Raw genomic sequence first — 22,856 nt, 5'->3', positions numbered from 1 at the left:
TGCCCTCGTGGCTTGCTTGAGCCGGATGCGGTGAAAGTCGCACGTCCGGTTCTGAGGGGGCCGGGGCGCAGCAATGCGCTCCGGCTACCCGACCCGTCCGGGGCTTGGGTGGTGGTCGACTGCTGGGCGGTGGGCAGGGGCTGTTCGTGCATCTGGTCTGGCTCTCTGGTCGTCCGAAACGGATGAAGGAGTGGCGCTCGCCCCAGGGTGTCTCCGGGGCGAGCGGCTGGCGTGGTGGAAGGGCATGGGTCTACGCAGCGGTGGCGTCGGCGTGGCTTCGGTCGAGCTCCGCTTGGAGCAGGTCCTTGGCCCTCTCCAACCGTTCGCGGCCTCCGGGCCTGAGGCCCTTGTCGCGGATGGCCGTCTCCATGTGGCGGCGCGAGACGCGGCCGTCACGGCCCATGGGAGCGGTGCGCCCGATCTCGACCACCTGCTCCCACGTGGCCATAGGTGGCTGGTCGCCACGTTCGGCGGACGGTTTCTCCGGCTGAGCCACTTGCTCGGCGGGTTGTTCGTCTTCCTCGGCCACATCCTCGTCCGACGACGGATCGCTTGTGGCTGTTGCTGCGCCACGGTCGGGAGGGGCGGCCGCCGTGATGTGGCGGGCGTCTTCCCGTAGCGCGGTGTGGGTGGGGCGGCGCTGGACGAGGAGGTAGAGGTGGACGGCGCCGGCGAGGGCGAGCGGGGCTATGGCGGAGATGGCGCCGACGGTGAGGTCGTCGAGGGCGAGCCCGCCCCGGCGGGCCTGCTGGTTGAGGCGGACGGCGTGCAGGACGTTGGCCCAGATGCTGGTGGCGGTCGCGACGCCGACCAGGGCCGAGACGTACAGGCGGGCCCGCAGGGGTGCGGTGCGCAGGACGAGGAGGGCGCCGATGCCTATGGCGATGAAGCCGTCGATCACGAGGGGGAAGGCGTAGGTGAGCACCCGGTGGATGTGGCTGGCGGCGGCCATCTGGCGCAGGGCGTCGTACGAGAGGGCGAAGGCGGCCAGGGCGAGGAGGGCCACGCCTATGCGGATCAGGACGGGCAGGGCGGCGGGAGTGGCGGCGGTGCTGGGTGAAGGCAAGGGAAATGGGCTCCATGAGGCAGGGGGAGTGGGTGGGGGGGGGTGGGGGGGGCGGCCGTGGCGGGTGGGACCCGTCGCGATTCGTCGCATGCCTGGTCAGAGCAGGTACGGGTCAGGGTGGCGATGTCGGGTCGACTCGTTGCGGGCCGGTGACCCGTCCCGGCTCTGACCTGCGCGGCGACGGGTGGGGACGGGTCGTGCCGGGTCAGGCGCTGGTGGCGGGTTCCGGCATGGCCATCGGCTCGGCGGCCGGTGCGGGCTCGGGGCAGTAGCGGGCCCAGGCGTCGGTGAACTGCAGGCGGGTGAAGCCCTTGGCCTGGAAGCCGTCGGGGAAGCGGCGGTTGGCCGAGCGGATGCCGTAGTCGTTCAGCAGGATCTGCAGACCGCGCGGTGTGAGGCCCTTGTCGCTGTACTCGGGCCAGGGCGACTCGGCGTCCTCGTTCAGGATGCTGAGCAGGCGGCCGGTACGGATGACTGCCGGGTTTCCTTCGGAGGCGAAGGCACGGCGGATGTCTGCGAGGAGCCGGATGTTCAAGGCGCTGTGGTCCTGGTCCTGTTCGGCCTCATGGTTCGTCATCGCCAGGCAGGCGGCGCGGGCGGCCTCGGGCCAGGGGCCGCCGGCTAGGTCGGCGATAGCGATCAGAGGCTCCCAGGTGTCGGCGGCCCGGTCCTCCACCGGCATCTTCGGTGTGAGGTCCATCGCGGTCGCGTGCAGCGGGGTCAGCCATGCCAAGAGCCGGTCCCGTACGGCGTGCAGGGCGGGGGTGTCACGTACGGTGCGGAACTCGGCGACCTTCTCGCCCGGCCGTCGGCGCCGCATCCGGATGACGACCGATCGATCCATGATCGTGTCGGGAAGATCGCCGATCCCGGCGAGGGCGGCCATCGCGAAAGTCGGGAACTTCGACACCTCGTGGTTCGGGCCGGAGACCCGCAGAGTCGGGCGGTTGCGCTGGTGGCCGGCGTTGAGCAGGCCGCGCATCTCCTCGTTCTTCTCCGCCACCTTCGCCGACCCGAAGAGGGTGTCGGCCTCGTCAACCAGCAGGGTCGGAGGGGCGTCGGTGATCGACCGGAACACCGCGGCGGCCGAGGCGTTGACCGTGATCAGCGGGTCGTGGACGGTCTCGGTGACGACGTCCAGGAGGCGGGACTTGCCGCACCGCTTCGCCGGACCGACGACCGCGAGACGCGGCGCGTGCTGCCACGCCGTCTGGAGGTGCGTGGCCGCCACCCACAGCGTCACGGCTGTCAGTGCGTTCTCGCTCGGCAGCACCACGTACCGCCGGAACTGGGCGCGCAGGTCGGAGAGCACCAGTTCGCCCTCGGAGGACTCTGCGGGCTGAGTGTCATCGGGGGAAGGTATTGGGGTGGTGGCTTCCAAGGGGCGGCTCCTTCGGCGGTCGCGTGGATAGACCGCATGGGGAATTTGAGGGATTCCGGCGGGGACGGTGTGCGTGGCCAACACAGCCACACCCGGCGCGGGAAGTCCAGATTTAGCACTGGAATTCGTTACAGGTTGGCTGTTCCCTGTGTCTGCGGTCCGGCAACTATAGGGGTGAAATCCCGGTTGCCGAAATCGCCGTCGAAAATCCCCGTGCGATCCGCATCGCTCACGGCAGACGGGGAAACACTTCCCGAGCTGCCGATGCGCAAGCTACAACACCAAGCATGCCGCCACGCCCCCTCGAAATCGGACCCGCCGGACACGCCGCGGCCCAGGCCATCGAACGCACCCGCACGGCCCGCGGCTACTCCCAACGCCAGCTTGCCGCCCGCGTCACCGCACTCGGCCGACCCATGACCTTCACCGTGCTGTCCCGCATCGAACGCACCGTCCGGCGCTGCGACATCGACGACCTCGTGGCCATCGCGGCTGCCCTCGGAACCGTGCCCCAGGCTTTCCTCACCGACGCCTGGACACGCTCAGGGGTGGCCGGAGCGGGCGGAACATAGCCGACGATCCCCGGTTAGCCTAACCGGGGATTCTCCGGATCATTGGTCGTCCCGGAACGCCTTTCCATCGAGGCGTGCCGATTCGTTCTGCCCTCCGACCTAAGGAATCTCGTTTGTCCGTCGTCACCCGTATTTCCTCTCCCGGCACGTCCGTAGTCGGGGACTTCCGTGCGATCGATCGAGCCTTTCTCGGAGTGAAGGAAGCAGCGGAATATCTTGGGATTTCGCCGCGCACGCTGTACGTCTGGCGGCACCGTCGGCAGGGGCCGCCGAGCTTCCGACTGGGCGCCCGCGGACGAGTGACGTACCGGCTCGATGCCCTCGACGCTTGGGTGCGCGAGCAGGAGCGGGCGGACTCCCGCTCCAATCCCGTCCTGAACCCCGCGAACGCCGCGCCGCAGCGCCGTGCCGACTACACGGCCACCGCCTGACTCTCCACCTGGCAGACGGCTGCCGAACCCCTACCTGCGAGGAGATACTTGGCCGGCTACATCGAAGACCGCTGGATCAACAAGAAGAAGGACCCCGTCACCGGCAAGCGGGAACGCACCACCCGCTACGGGAAGGGCACTCGGTATCGCGTCGCCGGAATCCCCGGCGTCCGGGACATGTCGTTCGACGTTCTGGAGGACGCCAAGGCGTGGCTGCGCCGCGCCGGCACCGACAGCGAACGCGGAGAATTCGTCGACCCACGCGACGGGTCCATCACCGTCGCCGACTACGTCACCCGCTACTGGAAGACGGGTGTGCGGGGTGCGCCAGGCACGATCAAGCGTGTCGACGAGCGCGTACGGCTGCATGTCCTTCCCCACCTTGGCGAGGTGGCGCTCAGGGACGTGTCCGCAACCGTCCTGCGCGGCTACATCGCCACCCTCGAAGGCGAATGCGCACCCCGGTACGCCCGGCAGATCCTCACCTCCCTCTCGAACATCTTCGAGACGGCGATCGACGACAAGCGGCTCGTCCGCAACCCCATGCGCGCCAAGTCGGTGCGCTGGCCCAAGGTGCCCGACGACCAGCGGGAGCCATGGTCCCTGGAGACCGCACAGCGCGTACGGGACATCATCAACCCGCGCTACCGGATCGCCGTGGTCGTCGCCCTCGGGTGCGGCCTACGCCAAGGCGAGGTCTTCGGACTCTCGCCGCAGGACGTCGACTTCGCACGCGGCGTCATCCGCGTGCGACGGCAGGTCCAACTGCTCAATGGTCGCTTGTACTTCACGCTGCCCAAGGGCGGGAAGACACGCGTCGTCGACATGCCCCGCTCGGTCGCCATGGAGCTGGCCGCCCACTTCCTGCAGCATCCGGCCGTGGACGTCGAGCTGCCTTGGGGCGGACCGGAGCCCGAGCGGGAAAGGCGAGCCTTCCCGCTCGTCCTGACCACGACGTATGGCAACGCGATCCGGGCGAACATCTTCAACGTCGAGGTGTGGAAGCCGGCTCTCGCCAAGGTAGGTGTCATCCCCATGCGGGAGAGGGGCGGGCGATGGAAGGCATCGCGCAAGGACGGTTTCCACGTCCTCCGGCACACCTACGCCTCGATCATCCTCGAAGCCGGCGAGTCTGTGGTCACCCTCGCTCGATGGCTCGGCCACTCCAGCCCGACCATCACCCTCGACCACTACGCCCACTTCATGCCCGAGGCCGGCGGCAAGGGGCGTGCGGCTGTCGACGCGCTGCTCGGTGTGGTTCCCGCGTACGTTCCGGAGAACCTCGCCCTCGCCTGAGAACGGGTGGCACAGCACATGCTGTGCCACCCGTTCTCGTCGGCAGGCCAAGTGCTGCGCTTCATGCCGTTCGACGCCAGGACAAGCGGGAGCTCCTTGCCGGCAGTCCGAGCAGTTCGTGCAACGCTTTGCCCTCGTGGGCCCAGAGGTTCAGCCGGTCGCGGTCCACCCAGCGCACGCCGTGGCGGTCACCCCAGACGATGGCGTCGCGGGTGAACGTGCCGTTGGTGACGACGACCGCGTGGTCCGCTCCGTGGACAGGACCTGCCGTGCCCTTCACCTGGTACATCACCGATGATCCGACCTTGCCGCCGACGCGGGTGTGTTTCGCCTGTACCACGATCCGTCCGAGGGGTAGCCGTACGCCGATCACGTCCGCGGCCTGGTCACCGCCCTGGCCTACCTTCTTGGCCGTCCAGCCGTCGCGGACGAGGAGGTCGCGCAGTGCGTACTCGAACTCCTGGTCGCCCATCGAGTCCAACTCCGGCAAAGTGATGCGCAGATGGGCCAGTCTCTCGCTGTCCGCGCGATGCCGGTGATGGTTCCGTATTCGGAGGCCGGCCAGGGCGACGGCGCAGACAAGGCCGACCAGAGCCAGCAGGGGCCAGGCCTCGGTGGCCTTCGTCACCAGATGTGATGCGGCCTGTGCCAGGGCGACAGTGAGCGCGAGGGCGACGGCTGCCGCGCCCAGGACGTCCGTTGTACTACGCGGCCGCCATCGGATTCTCCGCCGAGACCGGGGCGTCACTGCCCGCCCACTGACGCGGAGACGGCGGGCTTCGGTGCAGGCTGCTGTGTGGCGGAATCGTCGCCGAACCCGAAGACCTGACCCCAGAGCCACACCACCGCACACAGGCCGGCCACGGCCCACACGCTCAGCCCCTTGGCGGACTTCGGCCCCGGCTTGCGGCGGAAGTGGCTTCGTACGCGCACGTACCCGTCCGGAACCTTCGGCATGGTGCTTCCCTCCCCATCGGTCCGCACCGTGCGGACCTCTAGATCGGTTGTAGCGGTGGCCACTGACAGAACCTGATGCATCGTCACGATTGAGCGGGCGGCAAGAGGGCGAGTCGGCCATGCTCGCGTGTGCGCCTGCCCACCTGCACGGACCTCTGGCCTGCGCCGAGGCCTCAGAGTCGGGTGCCGCACTGCGGAAATACAGGGCTCATCGAATGGCCTGTTCTTGCGGAGCGCGACCAGGGGCGACTGCGCCGGGGCGCCGCCCCTTGGCGAGGTGGAGGTCCTGTGCCCGATCGACCCTCTCTCGCATTCTCCCCAGATTCTCCCCGAGGGGCTTCTGGGGGCACGATCGTTGGTTTGCTCATGCTAAGTGGATCAAGGGTCTGGGATGGGTGGCTACAGCCAGTCGCGCTTCTTGAAGATGACGTAGAGGCTTACGCAGACAACTGCCATCAGCATGATCGCGAAGGGGTAGCCTGCCGCCCACTTGAGTTCAGGCATGGTCTCGAAGTTCATGCCGTAGATCGTTCCCACCAACGTGGGTGCAAACAGAATCGCCGCCCACGAGGAGATCTTCTTGATCTCCTCGTTCTGTTCGAAGCCCGCTTCCGCCAACGCGCGCATTTCCGCGTTCTGTTGCTCGGTTACCAGGGTTGCGTTGACGGTCAGGATTTCTGTCAGGGCCTGGCGGAAGCCGTCCACGCGTTCGCTGGTGTGGGTCACGTGGTCGGCCACGTCGCGGAGGTAGCGCTGGAGTTCCTCGTCCGTGCCGTACTTCGCGAAGCCTGCCATCAGGCCGTGCAGCATGCCCACCAGGGGGCGGGTCGCGCGTTGGAACTCGACCATTTCCCGGGAGAGTTCGTAGATGCGGCGCGAGACCGCCTGGTCGCCGCTGAAGACCTCGGTCTCGATCTCGTCGATGTCGTTCTGGACGCCCGCCACCACCGGGGCGTAACCGTCGACCACCGCGTCCAGGATCGCGTACAGGACCGCCTCCGGGCCCAGGGCCAGCAGGTCCGGGTCCTCCTCCATGCGGAGGCGGACCGCCGAGAGGTCCGGGGCCGCGCCGTGGCGGACCGTGATCACGAAGTCCTGGCCCACGAAGATGTGGAGCTCGCCGAAGTCGACCTCCTCCTGGGCGTCCAGGTAGCGGGCCGCCCGCAGAACGACGAAGAGCGTGTCCCCGTACCGTTCCAGCTTCGGGCGCTGATGTGCCTCCAGCGCGTCCTCCACCGCCAGCTCATGGAGGTCGAACTCGCCCGCCAGCGAGTGCAGTTCGGACTCCGTCGGGCGGTGCAGGCCGATCCACGCCATCCCGTCCGGGTGCTCGCGCAGCTGACGGAAGGTCTCGGCCAGCGTGTCGGGGGACGCCACCTTGCGGCCGTCGCGGTACAGCGTGGCCTGCACCACGCTCGGCCGGTCCGCCGCCGCGGCCTCCGCCTCGGACGGCTTCGGCTCCGGCCGGGGCGTCCGCGCCGGCGGTTCCGGCTGGCGGCGCCAGGCTGCGCGGGGGCGACGCTCCGACATGGTGGGGTCCATCTCCGTGGTCGTGGGTGGGGTTGTGGTTGTGGTCAGTGGTCGTGGCCGGGTCTCCCGGGAAGGATATACGGGGTGAATTGTCGCAGCGCGGCGGTCGGTGCCCGTGCCCCTGGCCGTGCGAGTGCGGGTGTGGGCGCGCCGCCGTCATCCGCCTTCGACCCCCGCCACCCGTCCCCGCCGCCGCCCCGTCACCCGCCCTTTGCGGACACATCCTGTCCGCAATCCCGAGTAGCGTGCCGTTCATGGCCTCCATCTCGACGAACCCGGTTCTCTCCACCCGCGCCCTGGGTCGCGCCACGCTGGCCCGGCAGCTCCTTCTGGAGCCCGCCGCGATGTCCGCCAAGGGCGCCGTCACCCACCTCCTCGGGCTCCAGGCGCAGAACACCAAGCCGCCGTACTACGCCCTCGCCGCCCGGCTCGCCGGCTTCCGTCCCGAGCAGCTCTCCGCGCTCATGGAGTCCCGCGAGGTCGCCCGGATCGTCACCCTGCGCTCCACCATCCACACCCACACCGCCGAGGACGTCCTCACCCTCCGGCCGCTCGTCCAGGCCGCCCGCGCCCGCGAGCTCAAGATCTTCCGCGCCGGTCTCGTCGGCGTCGACCTCGACCGCCTCGTCGTCCTCTCCCGCGCGCTCGTCGAGGAGGAGCCCCGTACCCCCAAGGAGATCCGCGAGGCTCTGCTCGTCCACTGGCCCGATGCCGACCCGCAGTCCCTCTCGGTCGCCGCCCGCTGCCTGCTGCCCCTCGTCCAGGTCACCCCGCGCGGCCTCTGGCGCCGCAGCGGGCAGGTCCGCCTCACCACCGCCCAGGCCTGGCTCCGCACCTCCTACGACGCCGAGACCGAGCCCGACGTCGACCCCGTCGTCCTCCGGTACCTCGCCGCCTTCGGGCCCGCCTCCGTCAAGGACATGCAGACCTGGTGCGGCCTCACCCGCCTCCGCGAGGCCTTCGAGCGCCTCCGCCCCCGCCTCCTCGCCTTCCGGGACGAGAGCGGCGTCGAACTCTTCGACCTCCCCGAGGCCCCCCGCCCCGACCCCGACACCCCGGCCCCGCCGCGCTTCCTCCCCGAGTACGACAACGTCCTCCTCTCCCACGCCGACCGCAGCCGCTTCGCCTCCGCCGAGGCGAAGAACCGCACCTGGAAGGGGAACCAGGCCTTCTCCGTCTTCCTCCTCGACGGCCTCCTCGCCGGGCTCTGGCGCCTGGAGGAGACCAAGGAGCGCACGACGATGACCATCCAGCCCTTCGGTCGTACGACCAAGGCTCAGCGCGCCGAGCTGGCCGAGGAAGCCGAGCGGATGCTGCGGGTGATGGGGGAGGAGGGGGTTCCGTTCGAGGTCGGGTTCGGGGTTGTCGATGAGTAGAGAGGAGCAGAGACGAGTGGAGACGAGTGGACAAGCAGGGGCGGCTTCAGGCGTCCTACGGCAGTACCCCCGCCCTCCTCGCCGCCACCACCGCCTCCCCCCGCGTGTGCGCCCCCAGCTTCCGCATCGTCGAGCGCAGGTAGCCCTTCACCGTCTCCGGGCGGAGCCCCAGTCGGTCCGCCGCCGTCGCGTTCGTCGCGCCCGACGCCACCGCCACCAGGACGTCCAGCTCGCGCGGCGTCAGCGTCACGCCCGGTGGCCGGCGGGCCGGGCCCGCCGTGACCGTCTCCAGGCGGGCGCACACCTCCAGCAGCCGGGCCCGCAGGTCCGGGTCCGCGACCTGGGGCACGAGCTCGCGCAGTTCACCGTGCGCCTGCCGGATCTCGGCCGAGGGCCCCTCCGCCAGCAGCTCCCGTACGTGCTCCCGCGCCTCGTCCCGTACCGCCAGCGCCTGCTCCACGTCCCGGGCCGCCGCCACCGCCGCGTCGAAGACCCGGTCGCCGAGCGGCAGCGCGTCCCGCAGCGCCCCGTACAGCACGCCGCGCACCTGGCGCCGTACGACGATCGGCACCGCGATCACCGACCGAAGGCCCTCCGCCGACACCGGGCCGTCGTACTCGTGCGTGATGTGCCGCGCCGACGGATAGTCCACGACCGCGCAGGGCCGCGACAGCGCCAGACACTTCCCGCCAAGGCCGCTGCCCGCCGAGATCGAGAGGCCCCGCAGGGCCGGGGTCACGGCGCCGTTCAGCTCCGCGATCCGCAGCCGGCGGCCGTCGCGGGCGTCAAGGGCGTCTCCGCCCTCGCGGCCTGCCCTGCCGCCGCCTGCCCCGCCGCCTGCCCTGCCGTCCTGCAGCAGTCCGCCGAAGACGACCTCCAGGCCCGTGGACCGGCGCAGCCGCAGCAGCGCCGCACGCATCTCCACCGATTCCGTCAGCTCGGCCACGCGACTACTCCTTCACCCCCGAACGGGGGTAGTGAGACCTGGGTCACTGATTACACGATGTCCGTGACCGGTCCCGCAACGAGGAGGACACATGACGCCCACCACCGCGACGGAGAGGTTCCGGGCCGCCCGCGACTTCCTGCTCCGGCACCGCGAGGAGTACGAGGCCGCCTACGAGGGTTTCGCCTGGCCCCGTCCCGACCGGTTCAACTGGGCCCTGGAGTGGTTCGACGTCATCGCGGCCGGCAACGACAGGACCGCGCTGCACATCGTCGAGGAGGACGGCACCGAGACGCGCGTCAGCTTCGCCGAGATGAGTGAACGCTCCGACCGGGTCGCCAACTGGCTGCGCTCGCACGGCGTTCGGGCCGGCGACCGGATCATCGTCATGCTTGGCAACCAGGCCGAGCTGTGGGAGACCGCGCTCGCCGCGATGAAGCTGCGCGCCGTCGTCATCCCGGCCACCCCGCTCCTCGGCCCGGTCGACCTGCGGGACCGTGTCGAGCGCGGCCGGGCCCGGTACGTGATCGCGCGCGCCGAGGACACCGCCAAGTTCGATGACGTACCCGGGGATTACACCCGGATCGTCGTCGGTGGAGCGACAGGTGGACTGACAGGTGGACCGACAGGGGGACCGCAAGGTGGATCGCAGGAGCCGAGCGGATGGGTTCCGTACGCCGACGCCTCCCGTGCCTCCGACGTCTTCGAGCCCGACGGCGTCACCCGCGCCGACGACCCGCTGATGCTGTACTTCACCTCCGGCACCACCGCCCGCCCCAAGCTCGTCCAGCACACCCACACCTCGTACCCCATCGGCCATCTCGCCACCATGTACTGGATCGGGCTCAAGCCCGGCGACGTGCACCTCAACATCTCCTCGCCCGGCTGGGCCAAGCACGCCTGGTCCAACCTCTTCGCCCCCTGGAACGCGGAGGCGACCGTCTTCATCCTCAACTACACGCGCTTCGACCCGGCCCGACTGATGGCCGAGATGGAGCGGAACGGCGTCACCAGCTTCTGCGCGCCGCCGACCGTCTGGCGCATGCTGATCCAGGCCGACCTCACCCAGCTGAAGCACCCGCCGCGCGAGGTCGTGGCGGCCGGGGAGCCGCTCAACCCCGAGGTCATCGAGTCCGTGCGGCGGGCCTGGGGCGTCACCATCCGCGACGGGTTCGGGCAGACCGAGACGGCCGTCCAGGTCTCCAACAGCCCAGGCCAGCGGCTCAAGGAGGGCTCCATGGGCCGGCCGAGCCCCGGCTTCCGGGTCACCCTGGTCGACCCGGCGAGCGGCAAGGCCGACGTGGACGAGGGCGAGATCTGTCTCGATCTCTCCTCCGACCCGGTGGGCCTCATGACCGGTTACCACGGCGACCCGGAGCGTACGGCCGAGGCCATGGCGGGCGGGTACTACCGCACCGGAGACATCGGCTCCCGCGACGCCGAGGGGTACATCACCTACATCGTGCGCGCCGATGACGTCTTCAAGGCCTCCGACTACAAGATCTCGCCCTTCGAGCTGGAGAGCGCCCTGCTCGAACACGAGGCGGTGGCCGAGGCCGCCGTCGTACCGGCCCCCGACCCGCTGCGGCTCGCCGTCCCTAAGGCGTACGTCGTCCTCGCGGACGGCTGGGAGCCGAACGAGGAGACGGCGCGGGCGCTCTTCGCCCACTCGCGCGCCGTGCTCGCCCCGTACAAGCGGCTGCGCCGCATCGAGTTCGCCGAACTGCCCAAGACCGTCTCGGGGAAGATCCGCCGGATCGAGCTGCGCGAGCGTACGGCGAAGGGTGAGGGCACGGAGTACGCGGAGGGGGACCTCGCATGACAACCCGCATGACACCTCGCACGGCAACCCTGACCGGATCGAACCTCTCCTACGCCCACGGCGCGAGCTCCACCCCCCTCCTCGGCGACACGATCGGCGCCAACCTCGACCGCGCCGTGGCCACCTGGCCGGAGCGCGAGGCGCTCGTCGACGTGCCGTCCGGGCGCCGCTGGACGTACGCCCAATTCGGCGCCGACGTAGAGAAGTTGGCGGACGCCCTGCTCGGCAGCGGAGTCGCCAAGGGCGACCGGGTCGGTATCTGGGCGGTCAACTGCGCCGAGTGGGTGCTCGTCCAGTACGCCACCGCCCGCATCGGCGCCGTCATGGTGACGGTCAACCCGGCCTACCGTGCCCACGAGTTGGAGTACGTGCTCCGGCAGGCCGGGATCTCGCTGCTCTTCGCGTCCCGTACGCACAAGACGAGCGACTACCGGGCCATGGTCGAGGAAGTCGCTTCGAAATGTCCGGAGTTGAGGGAGGCGGTGTACTTCGACGACCCCACCTGGGACGAGCTGCTCTCCCGTACGGCGGGCGAACTGCGCCCCGCCGCGCTCTCCTGCGACGAGCCGGTCAACATCCAGTACACCTCGGGCACCACGGGCTTCCCCAAGGGGGCGACCCTCTCCCACCACAACATCCTGAACAACGGTTATTTCGTGGGCGAGATGATCGCTTACACCGAGCAGGACCGGATCTGCATCCCCGTGCCCTTCTACCACTGCTTCGGCATGGTGATGGGCAACCTCGCGGCCACCTCGCACGGCGCCTGCATGGTCATCCCCGCGCCGTCCTTCGACGCGGCCGCCACTCTCCGCGCCGTCCAGGAGGAGCGCTGCACGTCCCTGTACGGCGTACCGACGATGTTCATCGCGGAGCTGAACCTCCCCGACTTCGCCTCGTACGACCTCTCCACCCTCCGCACCGGCATCATGGCGGGCTCGCCCTGCCCGGTGGAGGTGATGAAGCGGGTCGTCGCAGAGATGAACATGGCCGAGGTGTCGATCTGTTACGGCATGACGGAGACCTCACCCGTCTCCACCCAGACCCGGCGCGACGACGACCTGGAACGCCGCACCGGCACGGTCGGCCGGGTCATGCCGCACGTCGAGGTGAAGATCGTCGACCCGGTCACCGGGCTCACCGTCGAGCGCGGCGTCCCCGGCGAGCTGCGCACCCGCGGCTACAGCGTGATGCTCGGCTACTGGGACGAGCCCGAGAAGACCGCCGAGGTCGTCGACGCCGGCCGCTGGATGCACACCGGCGACCTCGCGGTGATGCGCGAGGACGGGTACGTCCAGATCGTCGGCCGGATCAAGGACATGATCATCCGGGGCGGCGAGAACGTGTACCCGCGCGAGATCGAGGAGTTCCTCCACGGGTACGAGAAGATCGCGGACGTCCAGGTCGTGGGCGTCCCCGACGCCCGCTACGGCGAGGAGATCCTGGCCTGCGTGATCCCCCGCGACCCCGCCGACCCGCCGAGCCTCGACGACATCACCGCGTACTGCCGCGACCGCCTCGCGCACTACAAGGTCCCGCGCCGGGTGGAGATCCTCGCCGAGTTCCCGATGACCGTGAGCGGGAAGGTGCGGAAGGTGGAGCTGCGGCGGCGCTTCGGGGGCGGGGAGGAGGGGTAGCCGGCGGGGTACGTACGGCTGCGGGGTACGTACGGGGTGCGTACGGCTAGGGCCTGCGGGCTACGGACCACGGCCTTACGGGTCACGGGCTACGGCCTTCGGGCCTCGGGCTACGGCGCGGGTGCCTGCCGGACCACTGCGGCCCCCGCCAGCTCGCGGCGCATGCAGACCCGGGGCCAGGTCGCCAGGCCGTGGGCGGCCTCGGCCCGCTGGATCGCGCGCAGCCCGACGGTGAGTTCCGGATCGGACTCGGCGAGCGGGCGGAAGCCGAGGCGGGCGTAGTACGGGGCGTTCCAGGGGACCTCGGCGAAGGTCGTCAGGGTCAGCGCCGTGAGCCCGTGCTCGGCCGCCTGCGCCGCGAGGTGCTCGATCAGGGCGCGGCCGATGCCCCGGCGGGCGGCGTCGGGGTGCACGGAGACCTGCTCGATGTGGGCGGCCCCGTCGACGGTGTCCGTCAGCAGGTACGCGACGGGGCGGTCGGCCTCGTCGGCGGCCACCCAGGCGCGGCCGGAGCGCCGGTAGGCGTCCAGGACGTCCAGCGGCAGGGGCTCGTCGTCGGCGATGAACGCCATGCCGACGGAGCGGAAGGGTTCGCCCGCGGCCCGCTCGATGTCCTGGAGCAGCGGGAGTTCGGCCGGTGCGGCCGCTCGGATGTGCATACGACGAGTATGGCGCGGACCCTCCCCTCAACCCGAGCCCCCGGCACCACCCCCATCTCCGGCACCGCCCCCACCTCCTCCGCTCCCTCCCGTCCCGTCGGTCCCGCCGCCTCCGCCGAACCAGCCGCGGCCGGTCGCGTACCCGTCCGTCCCGCCGCCCCGGCCCAGTAGTCCGCCGTCGCGGGAGAAGCGGGGGAGGAAGAGCGCGAGCGCGGGGTCGCCGTAGAGGGCGACGTACAGCAGCACCAGATTGCCGTCCGTCACCTCGCGCCGGTGCGCGGGCAGCGGGTGCCGCTCGCGGAGCCCGGCGAGCAGCCGGCGGGCGGCCCGTGTGGTCGGCGGCAGGAACAACAGGGCGAGCGCGACGCCGGTCGGTACGGCTCCGAGGGCCAGCGCGAGCGCGAGTTCCGCCCCGGACGGCCGGATGAGCAGCAGGCCCGCGACGACCGTCGCCACCGCGCCCACGAGCAGCACGCGCGCGACGCGCAGCCGGCCGTACGGGCGGAGCAGCCCCGCCCCGCCGAGCTCGGCCCGCAGCGCGTCGACCGCGCGCCGCGCCCGGGGCTGTGCGGCGAGCACCCGGAGGCCCAGCGCGCGCCGGAGCGAACTGTGCACGCCGAGTTGAACCGGGTCACGCGTCCGGCCGGGGCCGCCGTTGGCCCGAATCGTGCCCTTCCGGCCGGCTGCGACCGCGCCGCGCTGGTGCAGCGCGACAAGGGCCACGACGACGACCGCCCGAGGCCCTCCCCTGAGCAACGCCAGTGCCTGCGGGGGCAGTTCTGCCCGCTGCGGGCTGCGCGTTCGCAACAGGGCGAGCGCGAGCAGCAGTTGTCCGCACGCCGCCACGATGAACCACCACGTCTCCGCCCCCATGAGGCCCCACCCCCCGAGACTGTTGTGCCCGGGGGAGTGTGATCGTCACGCGTGAATGGCCGAATTCGGAGGTTATTTTGAGTCGGCGACGCGCTTCGGACCTGCTTGAGACCCGCTTCGGACCCGCCTCAGGACCCCTACGGTGCCGACAGCGCGGCTATGCGCCCGTGGTGACCAGTTCGTCGGCCGGGGTGTTGACCGGCTGCGGGGTGCCCGTCAGGTCGAGGACGAAGAGGGGGATGCCGAGTTCGTCCGCGCGGGAGCGGGCCTCCGGGGTGTAGCCGGCGAGGGAGAAGAAGACGCTCACGGCCGTGCTGCTGAGGCCGTTGAGCCAGAGGCACTCGACGGCCCGCAGGCCGGCCGGGCGGGTGCTCGGGTCGACCTGGGCGACGAGTCCGGGCGCCCGCAGGTCGACCTCGGACGTGGACCGCTCCTCGGGCTGGACGACGTCCCGGAACCCGAGCCAGCGCAGGTACCCGGCGGACGCGGCGACCGCGTCCCGGGCGGTACGGATGGTCACGGGCCGGAACGAGGGCCTCGGCGGCGCGGGGTGCGGAGCCGTGGGCGGCAGCGGTATGTGCGCGGGGTAACGGTCGGTGAACGCACGGTGCCCGCCGGTCTGCGGGGCGGCGTGGGCGCGGTTCTCGGCCGGGCCCGGACTCGGTCCTGTGAAGGGGTGCCCACCGTGCCCACCGCTGCGACCCTCAGTTCCTGGGGCGCCCTCCCCGCCGCTCCCCGGGGTGATCCACCCGCCCGTGCCCGGGCGCGGGTCGGTCGCGGAGCGCGGGTCCACGACCCGCCAGGGCCCGGTGTCCGAATCGGCACCCGTGCCGGCGCCCGTACCCCGTCCCGTACCGTCGCCCACTCCCGTACCCGGACCCGTGCCCTCCGCCGGGCGCCTGCCTCCGGTCGGGGGCAGGACCGGGACGCGGAGGACCGTGCCGCAGGTGCAGCCGAGCTCCGGGTGGGGCCATTCGTCCTCGCGGCCGCAGGCGGCGCAGCGGACCGTGACCCACTCATCCGTCCAGTTCCGGTGCGTGACCGGCTCGCCCGTCGCCCCGGGGATCACCGGCGGCACCACCGGGGTCCCGCACGCGCACGGGAACACCGGCGCGGCGTACGGCTGCGTACGGAGGCATTCCGGGCAGCGCACCGGAATCGAGTCACCCACACCGAACCCCACGGCGAACCCCCTGTCTTCCCGCCCCCATCGTCCACCAATCCGCCACGCGAGGGGAGGGACTTCGGCCATCGGCCGAGCCCACTCCCTTGACGGCCCTCGCCACGCCGACCTACATTGCTTCCGTATAGCAGAACATTACTTCCGCAATACGGAAACGGCCCGCCGAGACGGTGGCGGACCCGGTTCCGCCTGGCCGAAGCAGGAGCCCTCCCATGCCCCGTATGACCGCCGCCGCAGCGGCCGTTGAGATCCTCAAGCGCGAAGGCGTCACCAACGCGTTCGGCGTGCCCGGCGCGGCGATCAACCCCTTCTACCGCGAGCTCAAGAACGTCGGCGGGGTCAACCACACCCTCGCCCGCCACGTCGAGGGCGCGTCCCACATGGCCGAGGGCTACACCCGGGCCAAGGCCGGCAACATCGGTGTCTGCATCGGTACCTCAGGACCCGCCGGCACCGACATGATCACCGGCCTGTACTCCGCGATCGCGGACTCGATCCCGATCCTGTGCATCACGGGCCAGGCCCCGGTCTCGAAGCTCCACAAGGAGGACTTCCAGGCCGTCGACATCGCCACGATCGCCAAGCCCGTCACCAAGGCCGCCACCACGGTCCTGGAGGCCGCGCAGGTCCCCGGCGTCTTCCAGCAGGCCTTCCACCTGATGCGCTCCGGCCGTCCCGGCCCGGTCCTCATCGACCTGCCGATCGACGTCCAGCTGACCGAGATCGAGTTCGACCCGGAGACGTACGAGCCGCTGCCGGTCTACAAGCCGCGGGCGACCCGCGCGCAGGCAGAAAAGGCTCTGAGCTTCCTCCTGGAGTCCGAGCGCCCGCTGATCGTCGCCGGTGGCGGCATCATCAACGCCGACGCCACCGACCTGCTGGTCGAGCTCGCCGAGCTGACGAACATCCCGGTCATCTCCACCCTCATGGGCTGGGGCACCATCCCGGACGACCACGAGCTGGCCGCCGGCATGGTCGGCGTCCAGACCGCGCACCGCTACGGCAACGCGACCTTCCTGGAGTCGGACTTCGTCCTCGGCATCGGCAACCGGTGGGCCAACCGCCACACCGGTTACAACATGGACGCGTACACCAAGGGCCGGAAGTTCGTCCACGTCGACGTCGAGCCCACCCAGCTCGGCAAGATCTTCGCCCCGGACTACGGCATCGCCTCCGACGCCAAGGCCGCGCTGGAGCTCTTCGTCGAGATCGCCAAGGAGTGGAAGGCCGCGGGCAAGCTCCCGGACTTCTCCGCCTGGGCCGCGTCCGCGCAGGAGCGCAAGGCCACCCTGCAGCGCCGTACGCACTTCGAGAACATCCCGATGAAGCCGCAGCGCGTCTACGAGGAGATGAACAAGGCCTTCGGCCCGGACACGCGCTACGTCACCACCATCGGTCTCTCCCAGATCGCGGCCGCGCAGTTCCTGCACGTCTACAAGCCGCGCCACTGGATCAACTGCGGCCAGGCCGGCCCGCTCGGCTGGACCATCCCGGCCGCGATCGGCGTCGCCACCGCGGACCCGGAGACCCCGGTCGTCGCGCTCTCCGGCGACTACGACTTCCAGTTCATGATCGAGGAGCTGGCGGTCGCCGCCCAGCACAAGGTCCCCTACGTCCACGTGCTCGTGAACAACGCCTACCTGGGTCTGATCCGGCAGGCGCAGGGCGGCCTGGGCATCAACTTCGAGGTCAACCTCGAGTTCGAGAACATCAACACCCCGGAGATCGGCGTCTACGGCGTCGACCACGTCAAGGTCGCCGAGGGCCTGGGCGTCAAGGCGATCCGCGTCACCGACCCGGAGAAGCTGGGCGAGGCGCTGGAGGAGGCCAAGAAGCTGGCCGTCGAGTTCCAGGTCCCGGTCGTCGTCGAGGCGATCCTGGAGCGGATCACCAACATCGCGATGAGCAAGACGGTCGACATGAGCGACGTCACCGAGTTCGAGGAGCTCGCGACCGAGCCCGGCCACGCGCCGACCGCGATCAAGGCCCTCAAGGTCTGATCCCGGCCCTCACCGATCGGCCCCCGCTCCGAGAGCACCGGAGCGGGGGCCGCTCTGTGTCTGGTGGTTCTGGGTCGGCCGGTCCTAGGTCACCCGGCCCGCGTGCTCTACGTCCGCCCGTCGCCCTGTGCGCGTACCAGAGCCGCCCCCGCCTCCGTCCAGTCGTACAGGACCGACCGGCCCGCCCTTCTCCTCCGTACGAGACGCGCGTCCAGCAGCACCTTCAGGTGCCGCCCCACCGACCCGAGGCCCTGCCCCGTCAGCGCCACCAACTGGCTGGTGGACAGCGGCGATTCCAGTCGTACGAGCACCCCGGCCCGCGCGCTCCCGAGCAGCGCGGCGAGCGCCTCGGGAACGGCCGGGCCCTCCACGTCCGCCAGGGCGCCAGCGCACGGGTAGACGATCGCGAAGCGCTCCGCCCCCTCCCACGACACCCACCCCCGGCTCGGGGTCACGGGCACGAAGAGCAGCCGCGCCCCGGTGGCCGAACGCGGGGGATAGTCACGGGTGTTGACCTGGAGCCGGCCCTCGCCGAGCCAGCGCGTCCGGCCCGGACTCAGCTCGTCAAGCGCCGCCGCCCACCCTTCCCGGGTGAGCCGCGCCGTGCGCGCCAGGACGTCCGCCTCCAGGATCCGTCGGCGCCTCGGCCAGGTCGGCAGGACCGTCTCCCGCCACACCCAAGTGAGCAACTCGGCCATCCGGTACGGAAGATCGGGCGCCGATGCCAGTGGCTCGGGCACCGGGCTACCGCCCAGCGACACCGCCAGATCCGCCACGGCCGCCGAGGGTGGGGTCGCGCGGACCCGGACCAGCTCCTCCTCGAAGCTCGACTCGTGGTCGCCCAGGGGCGTGGGCGTGACGAAGTCGGCGTTCCAGGAGGTGCCGAGCGCCGCGCGTACGAGCAGGGCGTCGAGCAGCTCGGCCGCCAACCGGGCCCGGTAGGCGGGCAGATGGGCCTCCAACCACGTCCGCTCGCCCGGGTGGGTGGCCTTCGGAAGGTCCAGGGCCTGGAGCGCGGCGGTCACCTCCGCAAGCGGGGATATCAGGAACCGGCTCCCCGCGAGCGCGTCCGCGTCAACCCGCCACCACCCCATACGCCCCGCTCCCCACGTCGCCCCACCCGCGCCCGTGCGCCCTCCGGCGCCCCCGTCCCGCCCCCCGCCCACCTGCGGGCCGCCCCCCGTTTCGCCCCCGCGCGAAACATTACCGGCCCTCCCGGCCGCCCCCGCAGACTCCGCCGCATGCGTAGTTACCGCGAGCTCTTCCGTACGCCCGAGTTCACCCCGCTCTTCCTCACCTGCTCCGTCCAGGTCGCCGGCCAGACCGTGGCCGGGCTCGGGCTTGCCACGCTGGTGTTCCGGCAGACCGGGTCCCCGCTGCTCTCCTCCCTCGCACTCTTCGGGCCCTCGCTCGCGCAGCTCCTCGGCGCCGCCACGCTCCTCTCGGCCGCCGACCGGCTTCCGCCGCGTGCCGCGCTCGCGGGCATGGCGCTGTTCTTCGCCGTGAGCGCCGCCGCTACGGCCGTGCCCGGGCTGCCGATCGGGGTGGTCTTCGTGATCCTGCTCGCCCAGGGGCTCGTCGGGTCCGTCGGCGGCGGGGTGCGGTACGGGCTCCTCGGCGAGGTCCTGCCCCGTGAGGGGTATCTGCTGGGGCGTTCGGTGATGAACATGGCGGTCGGGGGCTGTCAGATCGCCGGGTTCGCGACCGGCGGGCTGCTCGTCGCGCTGCTCTCCCCGCGCGGCGCCCTGCTGACCGGCGCCGCCCTCTACCTCGTCGCCGCCCTCGTGGCCCGCCTCGGCCTCTCCCGGCGTGCCCCGCGCGCCACCGGCCGCGCCTCGGTCTCCGCGACCTGGCGTACGAACCGAAAGCTCTGGTCCTCCCGCGCCCGCCGCCGCGTGTACGTCGCGCTGTGGGTGCCGAACGGGCTGATCGTGGGCTGCGAGTCGCTCTTCGTGCCGTACGACCCCGAGCGCGCCGGGCTGCTCTTCGCCTGCGGCGCGCTCGGGATGCTGGCGGGGGACACGGTCCTGGGCCGGTTCGTACCGAGCGGACTCCGCGGCCGGCTCGCCGCACCGCTCCAGGCGCTCCTGGCCGCCCCGTTCCTGCTCTTCGTACTGGACCCGGGGCTCCCGCTCGCCCTCGCCGCGGTGACCGTCTCCGCGGTCGGCTACGGCGCGAGCCTGCTGTACCAGGAGCGGCTGCTCGCCCTCGTACCGGACGAGCTGAGCGGTCACGCCCTCGGGCTGCACACCTCGGGCATGCTCGCCCTGCAGGGGCTGAGCGCGGCGCTCGCGGGCGCCGTCGCCGAGGTCACCTCACCGCGCACGGCGATGGTGGTGCTCGCGGTCGCCTCGCTCGCCGTCACGGTGTCGCTGGTCCTCACTGAGGCGCCTTCGAGCGGACCACGACCGTCTCCTCGCAGGGACCGTCGGCGAACAGCTTGAGCGCCTCCACCTCGTCCTTGTCGGCGCTCAGGCCCCAGCGCAGCTTGGTGCCCACCCACTCGGCGGCGTAGCGGCAGTACTGGGTGGAGGACGACGGCACCCAGCCGGCGGGGTCGCGGCCGGCCTTGTCCTTCTGGCTGCGGGCGGTGACGGCGACGAGGGTGTTCGGTGTGCCCAGGTCGTTGGCGTACTTCTCGCGCCGGGCCGCCGTCCAGCCGGACGCCCCCGACTCCCAGGCCTCGTTCAGGGAGACGACGTGGTCGACGCGGAGCGCGGCGGGGTCGGTGACGGTCTGGCCGTCGTAGTACGAGGTCCACTTCCCGCCAGTCAACGCGCACTTGGGGCCGGTCTTCGGGGCGTCGACGGCCTCCTCAAGGAGGACCTCGGAGCGGGTGTCGCAGCCGTCGGCGGCGTCCAGGCCGGCGTTCCAGTGCTTGAACGCGGACTCCTTGTAGCCGGCCGGGTCCTCGGTCGCCTCGGTGAGGTCGGCGAGGGCGTCCGGGAAGAGGACGACGTTGGCCGACATGGCCGGGGAGGGCACGGCGAGCGGGGACAGGATGAGGGCGAGCGGGGCGAGGCCCCGCACCAGGTTCTTGATCATGTACGAGTGGATAGCGGCGGGGGAGGGGCGCACACGCGGCGAATCGCGGTGCGCTCGCCCGTGCGGGTGTGGATCTTCACCGCAGAAACGATGCGCTGCAGAAGGGATGCGCTGTCGGGCCCCAGGAGGCGGGCCCCAGGAGACGGGAACGCAGAAGAGCGCGGAACCAAGGACCGTAAACCTGGTTCCGCGCTCTCGTTGTGCCCGCCCGACGGTGCGAGGCTGGCGCGACAGGACGTTCGCGCCGCCGGGCGGAGTCTTGGGGTTCCCCCGAAGGGGCGTTGGGACCGCGGCGGCGACGACGGGTGGACCGGGGGATCCCTTCCTTCAGGTCAGGAAGGGGCCTGGTCCGCCCATTACCACCGCACTGGCTCGTGCCGCCGCGGTCCTCACGCTTGTCCGTTCCGCCGGCCACCCCTCATCCGGGCCGTCGGTCCGGACGGCGTACGGCATCTGACCTCCCGTCATATGCCGTACGCGGTCTGGATACCGCCGTGGATCAGTCCTCGCGCAGGTCGCGGACCGCCTCGGCCACGCGCTTGCCGTAGTCCGCGTCGGCGGCGGCGAAGTGCGCGAGGTTCTTCTCGATGACGTCCTCGCGGGACACCTGGGACAGGCCACCGGCGATGTTGGCGACCAGACGCTTCTTCTCGTCCTCGGACATCAGGCGGTAGAGCTCACCGGCCTGGAAGAAGTGGTCGTCCTTGGCGTGCTCGGGCGCCGCGTGGGTGCCGGTCCAGCCGTGGATCGCCAGCGGGGCGGAGAGCGCCGCGTCGGTCTGCGCGGGACCGGAGTACGAGTTGGGCTCGTAGTTCTTGTCCGTGCGGCGGCCGTTGCGGGTGGCCATGAGGCCGTCGCGGCCGTAGTTGTCGGCCTCGGTCGCCTTGGGGGCGTTCACCGGCAGCTGGGTGTGGTTGACACCGAGGCGGTAGCGGTGGGCGTCCGCGTAGGCGAAGAGACGGCCCTGGAGCATCTTGTCCGGCGAGGGACCGATGCCCGGGACGAAGTTGTTCGGGGAGAACGCGGACTGCTCGACCTCGGCGAAGACGTTGTCCGGGTTGCGGTCGAGGACCAGCCGGCCCACGCGCTGCAGCGGGTAGTCGCTGTGCGGCCACACCTTGGTGAGGTCGAACGGGTTGAAGCGGTAGTCGACGGCCTCGGCGGCCGGCATGACCTGGACGTACAGGGTCCACGAGGGGTTCACGCCGCGCTCGATGGCCTGGAGCAGGTCCGTCTGGTGCGAGTTCGCGTCCTTGCCGACGAGCTCGGCGGCCTGGTCGGCGGAGAGGGAGCGGATGCCCTGGTTCGTCTTGAAGTGGTACTTGACGAAGAAGGCCTCGCCCGCCTCGTTGGTCCACTGGTACGTGTGCGAGCCGTAGCCGTTCATGTGACGGTACGAGGCCGGGATGCCGCGGTCGCCCATGAGCCAGGTGATCTGGTGCGTCGCCTCGGGGGCGTGCGCCCAGAAGTCCCAGACGTTGTCCGGCTCCTGCTTGCCCGTGAAGGGGTCGCGCTTCTGGGAGTGGATGAAGTCGGGGAACTTGATCGGGTCCTTGATGAAGAACACCGGGGTGTTGTTGCCGACGAGGTCGTAGTTGCCCTCTTCGGTGTAGAACTTCAGCGCGAAGCCGCGCGGGTCACGGACGGCGTCCGCGCCACCGAGCGAGTCGGCCACGGTGGAGAAGCGGATGAACGTCTCGGTCCGCTTGCCGACCTGGGAGAGGAAGTCCGCCTTGGTGAAGCCGGTGACGTCGTCGGTCACCTCGAAGTAGCCGTACGCGCCGGAGCCGCGGGCGTGGACCACGCGCTCCGGGATCCGCTCACGGTTGAAGCGCGCGAGCTTCTCCAGCAGGTGCTGGTCCTGGAGCAGGATGGGGCCACCGACGCCGGCGGTGGCGGAGTTCTGGTTGTCGGCGACGGGGGCGCCGGACTCGGTCGTAAGCACGCGCTTCGACATGGTGACCTTCCGTACGGGAGCTGCACCGCTGACTGATGCGGGTGTTCAGGAGCGTAAATTCGCTTCGAACCCAGCGTCAACAGTTTGTTGAAAGTGAAGTGTGGTGTTCCGGGCGGCGGCGGCGC

At 70.9% G+C, this 22,856-nt stretch carries 20 protein-coding genes; 8 read left to right on the top strand and 12 right to left on the bottom strand.

All coding sequences use genetic code 11. From position 1 onward, the window contains the following. Positions 1-250: 250 nt before the first annotated feature. A complete protein-coding gene (locus tag ACFWRO_RS28945) occupies positions 251-1,066 on the bottom strand; it encodes a DUF2637 domain-containing protein (protein WP_384515007.1) in 816 nt (271 codons plus the stop codon). A 205-nt stretch (positions 1,067-1,271) separates the two neighbouring features. Then, complete coding sequence (locus ACFWRO_RS28940) at positions 1,272-2,447, bottom strand: DUF3631 domain-containing protein (RefSeq protein WP_384515005.1); 1,176 nt, start codon at positions 2,445-2,447, stop codon at positions 1,272-1,274. A gap of 287 nt (positions 2,448-2,734) precedes the next feature. Here ACFWRO_RS28940 and ACFWRO_RS28935 point away from each other — a divergent pair, with 287 nt between their 5' ends. From ACFWRO_RS28935 to ACFWRO_RS28925, 3 genes are all read left to right on the top strand, one after another. After that, on the top strand, positions 2,735-3,019 hold the full coding sequence (locus ACFWRO_RS28935) for a helix-turn-helix domain-containing protein (protein WP_384515002.1): 285 nt from the start codon (positions 2,735-2,737) through the stop codon (positions 3,017-3,019). A gap of 113 nt (positions 3,020-3,132) precedes the next feature. Continuing rightward, positions 3,133-3,450 carry a helix-turn-helix transcriptional regulator gene (locus ACFWRO_RS28930; RefSeq protein ID WP_384515000.1) on the top strand — a complete coding sequence of 106 codons (318 nt, stop codon included), beginning with the start codon at positions 3,133-3,135 and terminating at the stop codon, positions 3,448-3,450. A 48-nt stretch (positions 3,451-3,498) separates the two neighbouring features. After that, positions 3,499-4,746 carry a tyrosine-type recombinase/integrase gene (locus ACFWRO_RS28925; RefSeq protein ID WP_384514997.1) on the top strand — a complete coding sequence of 416 codons (1,248 nt, stop codon included), beginning with the start codon at positions 3,499-3,501 and terminating at the stop codon, positions 4,744-4,746. Between the two features lie 61 nt (positions 4,747-4,807). Here ACFWRO_RS28925 and ACFWRO_RS28920 read toward each other — a convergent pair whose 3' ends face one another. The 3 genes from ACFWRO_RS28920 to ACFWRO_RS28910 all read right to left on the bottom strand — a co-directional run bounded on the left by ACFWRO_RS28920 (position 4,808) and on the right by ACFWRO_RS28910 (position 7,233). Then, positions 4,808-5,437, bottom strand: a complete 630-nt coding sequence (locus ACFWRO_RS28920; protein ID WP_384515016.1) for a restriction endonuclease — start codon at positions 5,435-5,437, stop codon at positions 4,808-4,810. 53 nt (positions 5,438-5,490) lie between these two features. After that, on the bottom strand, positions 5,491-5,703 hold the full coding sequence (locus ACFWRO_RS28915; RefSeq protein WP_384514995.1) for a hypothetical protein: 213 nt from the start codon (positions 5,701-5,703) through the stop codon (positions 5,491-5,493). Positions 5,704-6,102: 399 nt separating this feature from the next. Then, positions 6,103-7,233, bottom strand: coding sequence for a magnesium and cobalt transport protein CorA (locus tag ACFWRO_RS28910; RefSeq protein ID WP_384514992.1), 1,131 nt, complete (start codon positions 7,231-7,233; stop codon positions 6,103-6,105). 254 nt (positions 7,234-7,487) lie between these two features. Between ACFWRO_RS28910 and ACFWRO_RS28905 the strand changes: the two genes are divergently transcribed. Next, positions 7,488-8,609 (top strand): winged helix DNA-binding domain-containing protein, encoded by a 1,122-nt coding sequence (locus tag ACFWRO_RS28905; RefSeq protein WP_384514990.1) that lies wholly within the window; start codon positions 7,488-7,490, stop codon positions 8,607-8,609. A gap of 55 nt (positions 8,610-8,664) precedes the next feature. Here the strand turns inward: ACFWRO_RS28905 and ACFWRO_RS28900 are convergent, their stop codons facing one another. Continuing rightward, the gene (locus ACFWRO_RS28900) at positions 8,665-9,555 is read right to left on the bottom strand and encodes a LuxR C-terminal-related transcriptional regulator (RefSeq protein WP_384514988.1); all 891 of its coding nucleotides are present in this window, start codon (positions 9,553-9,555) and stop codon (positions 8,665-8,667) included. A gap of 91 nt (positions 9,556-9,646) precedes the next feature. Between ACFWRO_RS28900 and ACFWRO_RS28895 the strand changes: the two genes are divergently transcribed. Beyond that, positions 9,647-11,377: an AMP-binding protein gene (locus tag ACFWRO_RS28895; RefSeq protein WP_384514985.1), complete on the top strand. Its 1,731-nt coding sequence runs from the start codon at positions 9,647-9,649 to the stop codon at positions 11,375-11,377. Continuing rightward, entirely contained in the window at positions 11,374-13,014 is a 1,641-nt protein-coding gene (locus tag ACFWRO_RS28890) for an AMP-binding protein (RefSeq protein WP_384514982.1), read from the top strand. The genes ACFWRO_RS28895 and ACFWRO_RS28890 overlap by 4 nt, the downstream gene beginning before the upstream one ends. Before the next feature lie 110 nt (positions 13,015-13,124). Here ACFWRO_RS28890 and ACFWRO_RS28885 read toward each other — a convergent pair whose 3' ends face one another. The 3 genes from ACFWRO_RS28885 to ACFWRO_RS28875 form a co-directional block, all read right to left on the bottom strand. Beyond that, positions 13,125-13,673, bottom strand: coding sequence for a GNAT family N-acetyltransferase (locus ACFWRO_RS28885; RefSeq protein ID WP_384514979.1), 549 nt, complete (start codon positions 13,671-13,673; stop codon positions 13,125-13,127). Positions 13,674-13,700: 27 nt separating this feature from the next. Next, positions 13,701-14,546 (bottom strand): TIGR04222 domain-containing membrane protein, encoded by an 846-nt coding sequence (locus ACFWRO_RS28880; protein WP_384514976.1) that lies wholly within the window; start codon positions 14,544-14,546, stop codon positions 13,701-13,703. A 157-nt stretch (positions 14,547-14,703) separates the two neighbouring features. Then, positions 14,704-15,717 carry a hypothetical protein gene (locus ACFWRO_RS28875; protein ID WP_384514974.1) on the bottom strand — a complete coding sequence of 338 codons (1,014 nt, stop codon included), beginning with the start codon at positions 15,715-15,717 and terminating at the stop codon, positions 14,704-14,706. Between the two features lie 224 nt (positions 15,718-15,941). On the opposite strand from ACFWRO_RS28875, the gene gcl reads away from it, so the two are divergent. Beyond that, on the top strand, positions 15,942-17,729 hold the full coding sequence (gene gcl / locus ACFWRO_RS28870) for a glyoxylate carboligase (RefSeq protein ID WP_384514971.1): 1,788 nt from the start codon (positions 15,942-15,944) through the stop codon (positions 17,727-17,729). Between the two features lie 107 nt (positions 17,730-17,836). Here the strand turns inward: gcl and ACFWRO_RS28865 are convergent, their stop codons facing one another. Continuing rightward, on the bottom strand, positions 17,837-18,823 hold the full coding sequence (locus ACFWRO_RS28865) for a DUF5937 family protein (protein WP_384514969.1): 987 nt from the start codon (positions 18,821-18,823) through the stop codon (positions 17,837-17,839). 147 nt (positions 18,824-18,970) lie between these two features. Here ACFWRO_RS28865 and ACFWRO_RS28860 point away from each other — a divergent pair, with 147 nt between their 5' ends. Further along, positions 18,971-20,173: an MFS transporter gene (locus tag ACFWRO_RS28860; protein WP_384514966.1), complete on the top strand. Its 1,203-nt coding sequence runs from the start codon at positions 18,971-18,973 to the stop codon at positions 20,171-20,173. On the opposite strand, the gene ACFWRO_RS28855 is transcribed toward ACFWRO_RS28860, so the two are convergent. Together ACFWRO_RS28855 and ACFWRO_RS28850 are read right to left on the bottom strand one after the other, a co-directional pair. Next, a complete protein-coding gene (locus tag ACFWRO_RS28855) occupies positions 20,109-20,774 on the bottom strand; it encodes a DUF1524 domain-containing protein (protein ID WP_384514964.1) in 666 nt (221 codons plus the stop codon). The two genes, ACFWRO_RS28860 and ACFWRO_RS28855, sit on opposite strands and share 65 nt — an antisense overlap. A 499-nt stretch (positions 20,775-21,273) precedes the next feature. Next, positions 21,274-22,731: a catalase gene (locus ACFWRO_RS28850; RefSeq protein WP_384514962.1), complete on the bottom strand. Its 1,458-nt coding sequence runs from the start codon at positions 22,729-22,731 to the stop codon at positions 21,274-21,276. Positions 22,732-22,856: the final 125 nt, after the last annotated feature.

The organism is Streptomyces sp. NPDC058579 (assembly GCF_042718575.1).
Lineage (GTDB): Bacteria > Actinomycetota > Actinomycetes > Streptomycetales > Streptomycetaceae > Streptomyces.
The sequence above is the reverse complement of the archived record's forward strand: the minus strand, read 5'-3'. Positions and strand labels throughout refer to the sequence as shown.

Bases quoted from the DNA above. Each gene is read 5' to 3' on its own strand.
- ACFWRO_RS28935 (WP_384515002.1), top strand. From the start codon at position 2,735: ATGCCGCCACGCCCCCTCGAAATCGGACCCGCCGGACACGCCGCGGCC.
- ACFWRO_RS28915 (WP_384514995.1), bottom strand. From the start codon at position 5,703: ATGCCGAAGGTTCCGGACGGGTACGTGCGCGTACGAAGCCACTTCCGC.
- ACFWRO_RS28910 (WP_384514992.1), bottom strand. From the start codon at position 7,233: ATGTCGGAGCGTCGCCCCCGCGCAGCCTGGCGCCGCCAGCCGGAACCG.
- ACFWRO_RS28905 (WP_384514990.1), top strand. From the start codon at position 7,488: ATGGCCTCCATCTCGACGAACCCGGTTCTCTCCACCCGCGCCCTGGGT.
- ACFWRO_RS28895 (WP_384514985.1), top strand. From the start codon at position 9,647: ATGACGCCCACCACCGCGACGGAGAGGTTCCGGGCCGCCCGCGACTTC.
- ACFWRO_RS28890 (WP_384514982.1), top strand. From the start codon at position 11,374: ATGACAACCCGCATGACACCTCGCACGGCAACCCTGACCGGATCGAAC.
- ACFWRO_RS28885 (WP_384514979.1), bottom strand. From the start codon at position 13,673: ATGCACATCCGAGCGGCCGCACCGGCCGAACTCCCGCTGCTCCAGGAC.
- ACFWRO_RS28880 (WP_384514976.1), bottom strand. From the start codon at position 14,546: ATGGGGGCGGAGACGTGGTGGTTCATCGTGGCGGCGTGCGGACAACTG.
- gcl (WP_384514971.1), top strand. From the start codon at position 15,942: ATGCCCCGTATGACCGCCGCCGCAGCGGCCGTTGAGATCCTCAAGCGC.
- ACFWRO_RS28865 (WP_384514969.1), bottom strand. From the start codon at position 18,823: ATGGGGTGGTGGCGGGTTGACGCGGACGCGCTCGCGGGGAGCCGGTTC.
- ACFWRO_RS28860 (WP_384514966.1), top strand. From the start codon at position 18,971: ATGCGTAGTTACCGCGAGCTCTTCCGTACGCCCGAGTTCACCCCGCTC.
- ACFWRO_RS28855 (WP_384514964.1), bottom strand. From the start codon at position 20,774: ATGATCAAGAACCTGGTGCGGGGCCTCGCCCCGCTCGCCCTCATCCTG.
- ACFWRO_RS28850 (WP_384514962.1), bottom strand. From the start codon at position 22,731: ATGTCGAAGCGCGTGCTTACGACCGAGTCCGGCGCCCCCGTCGCCGAC.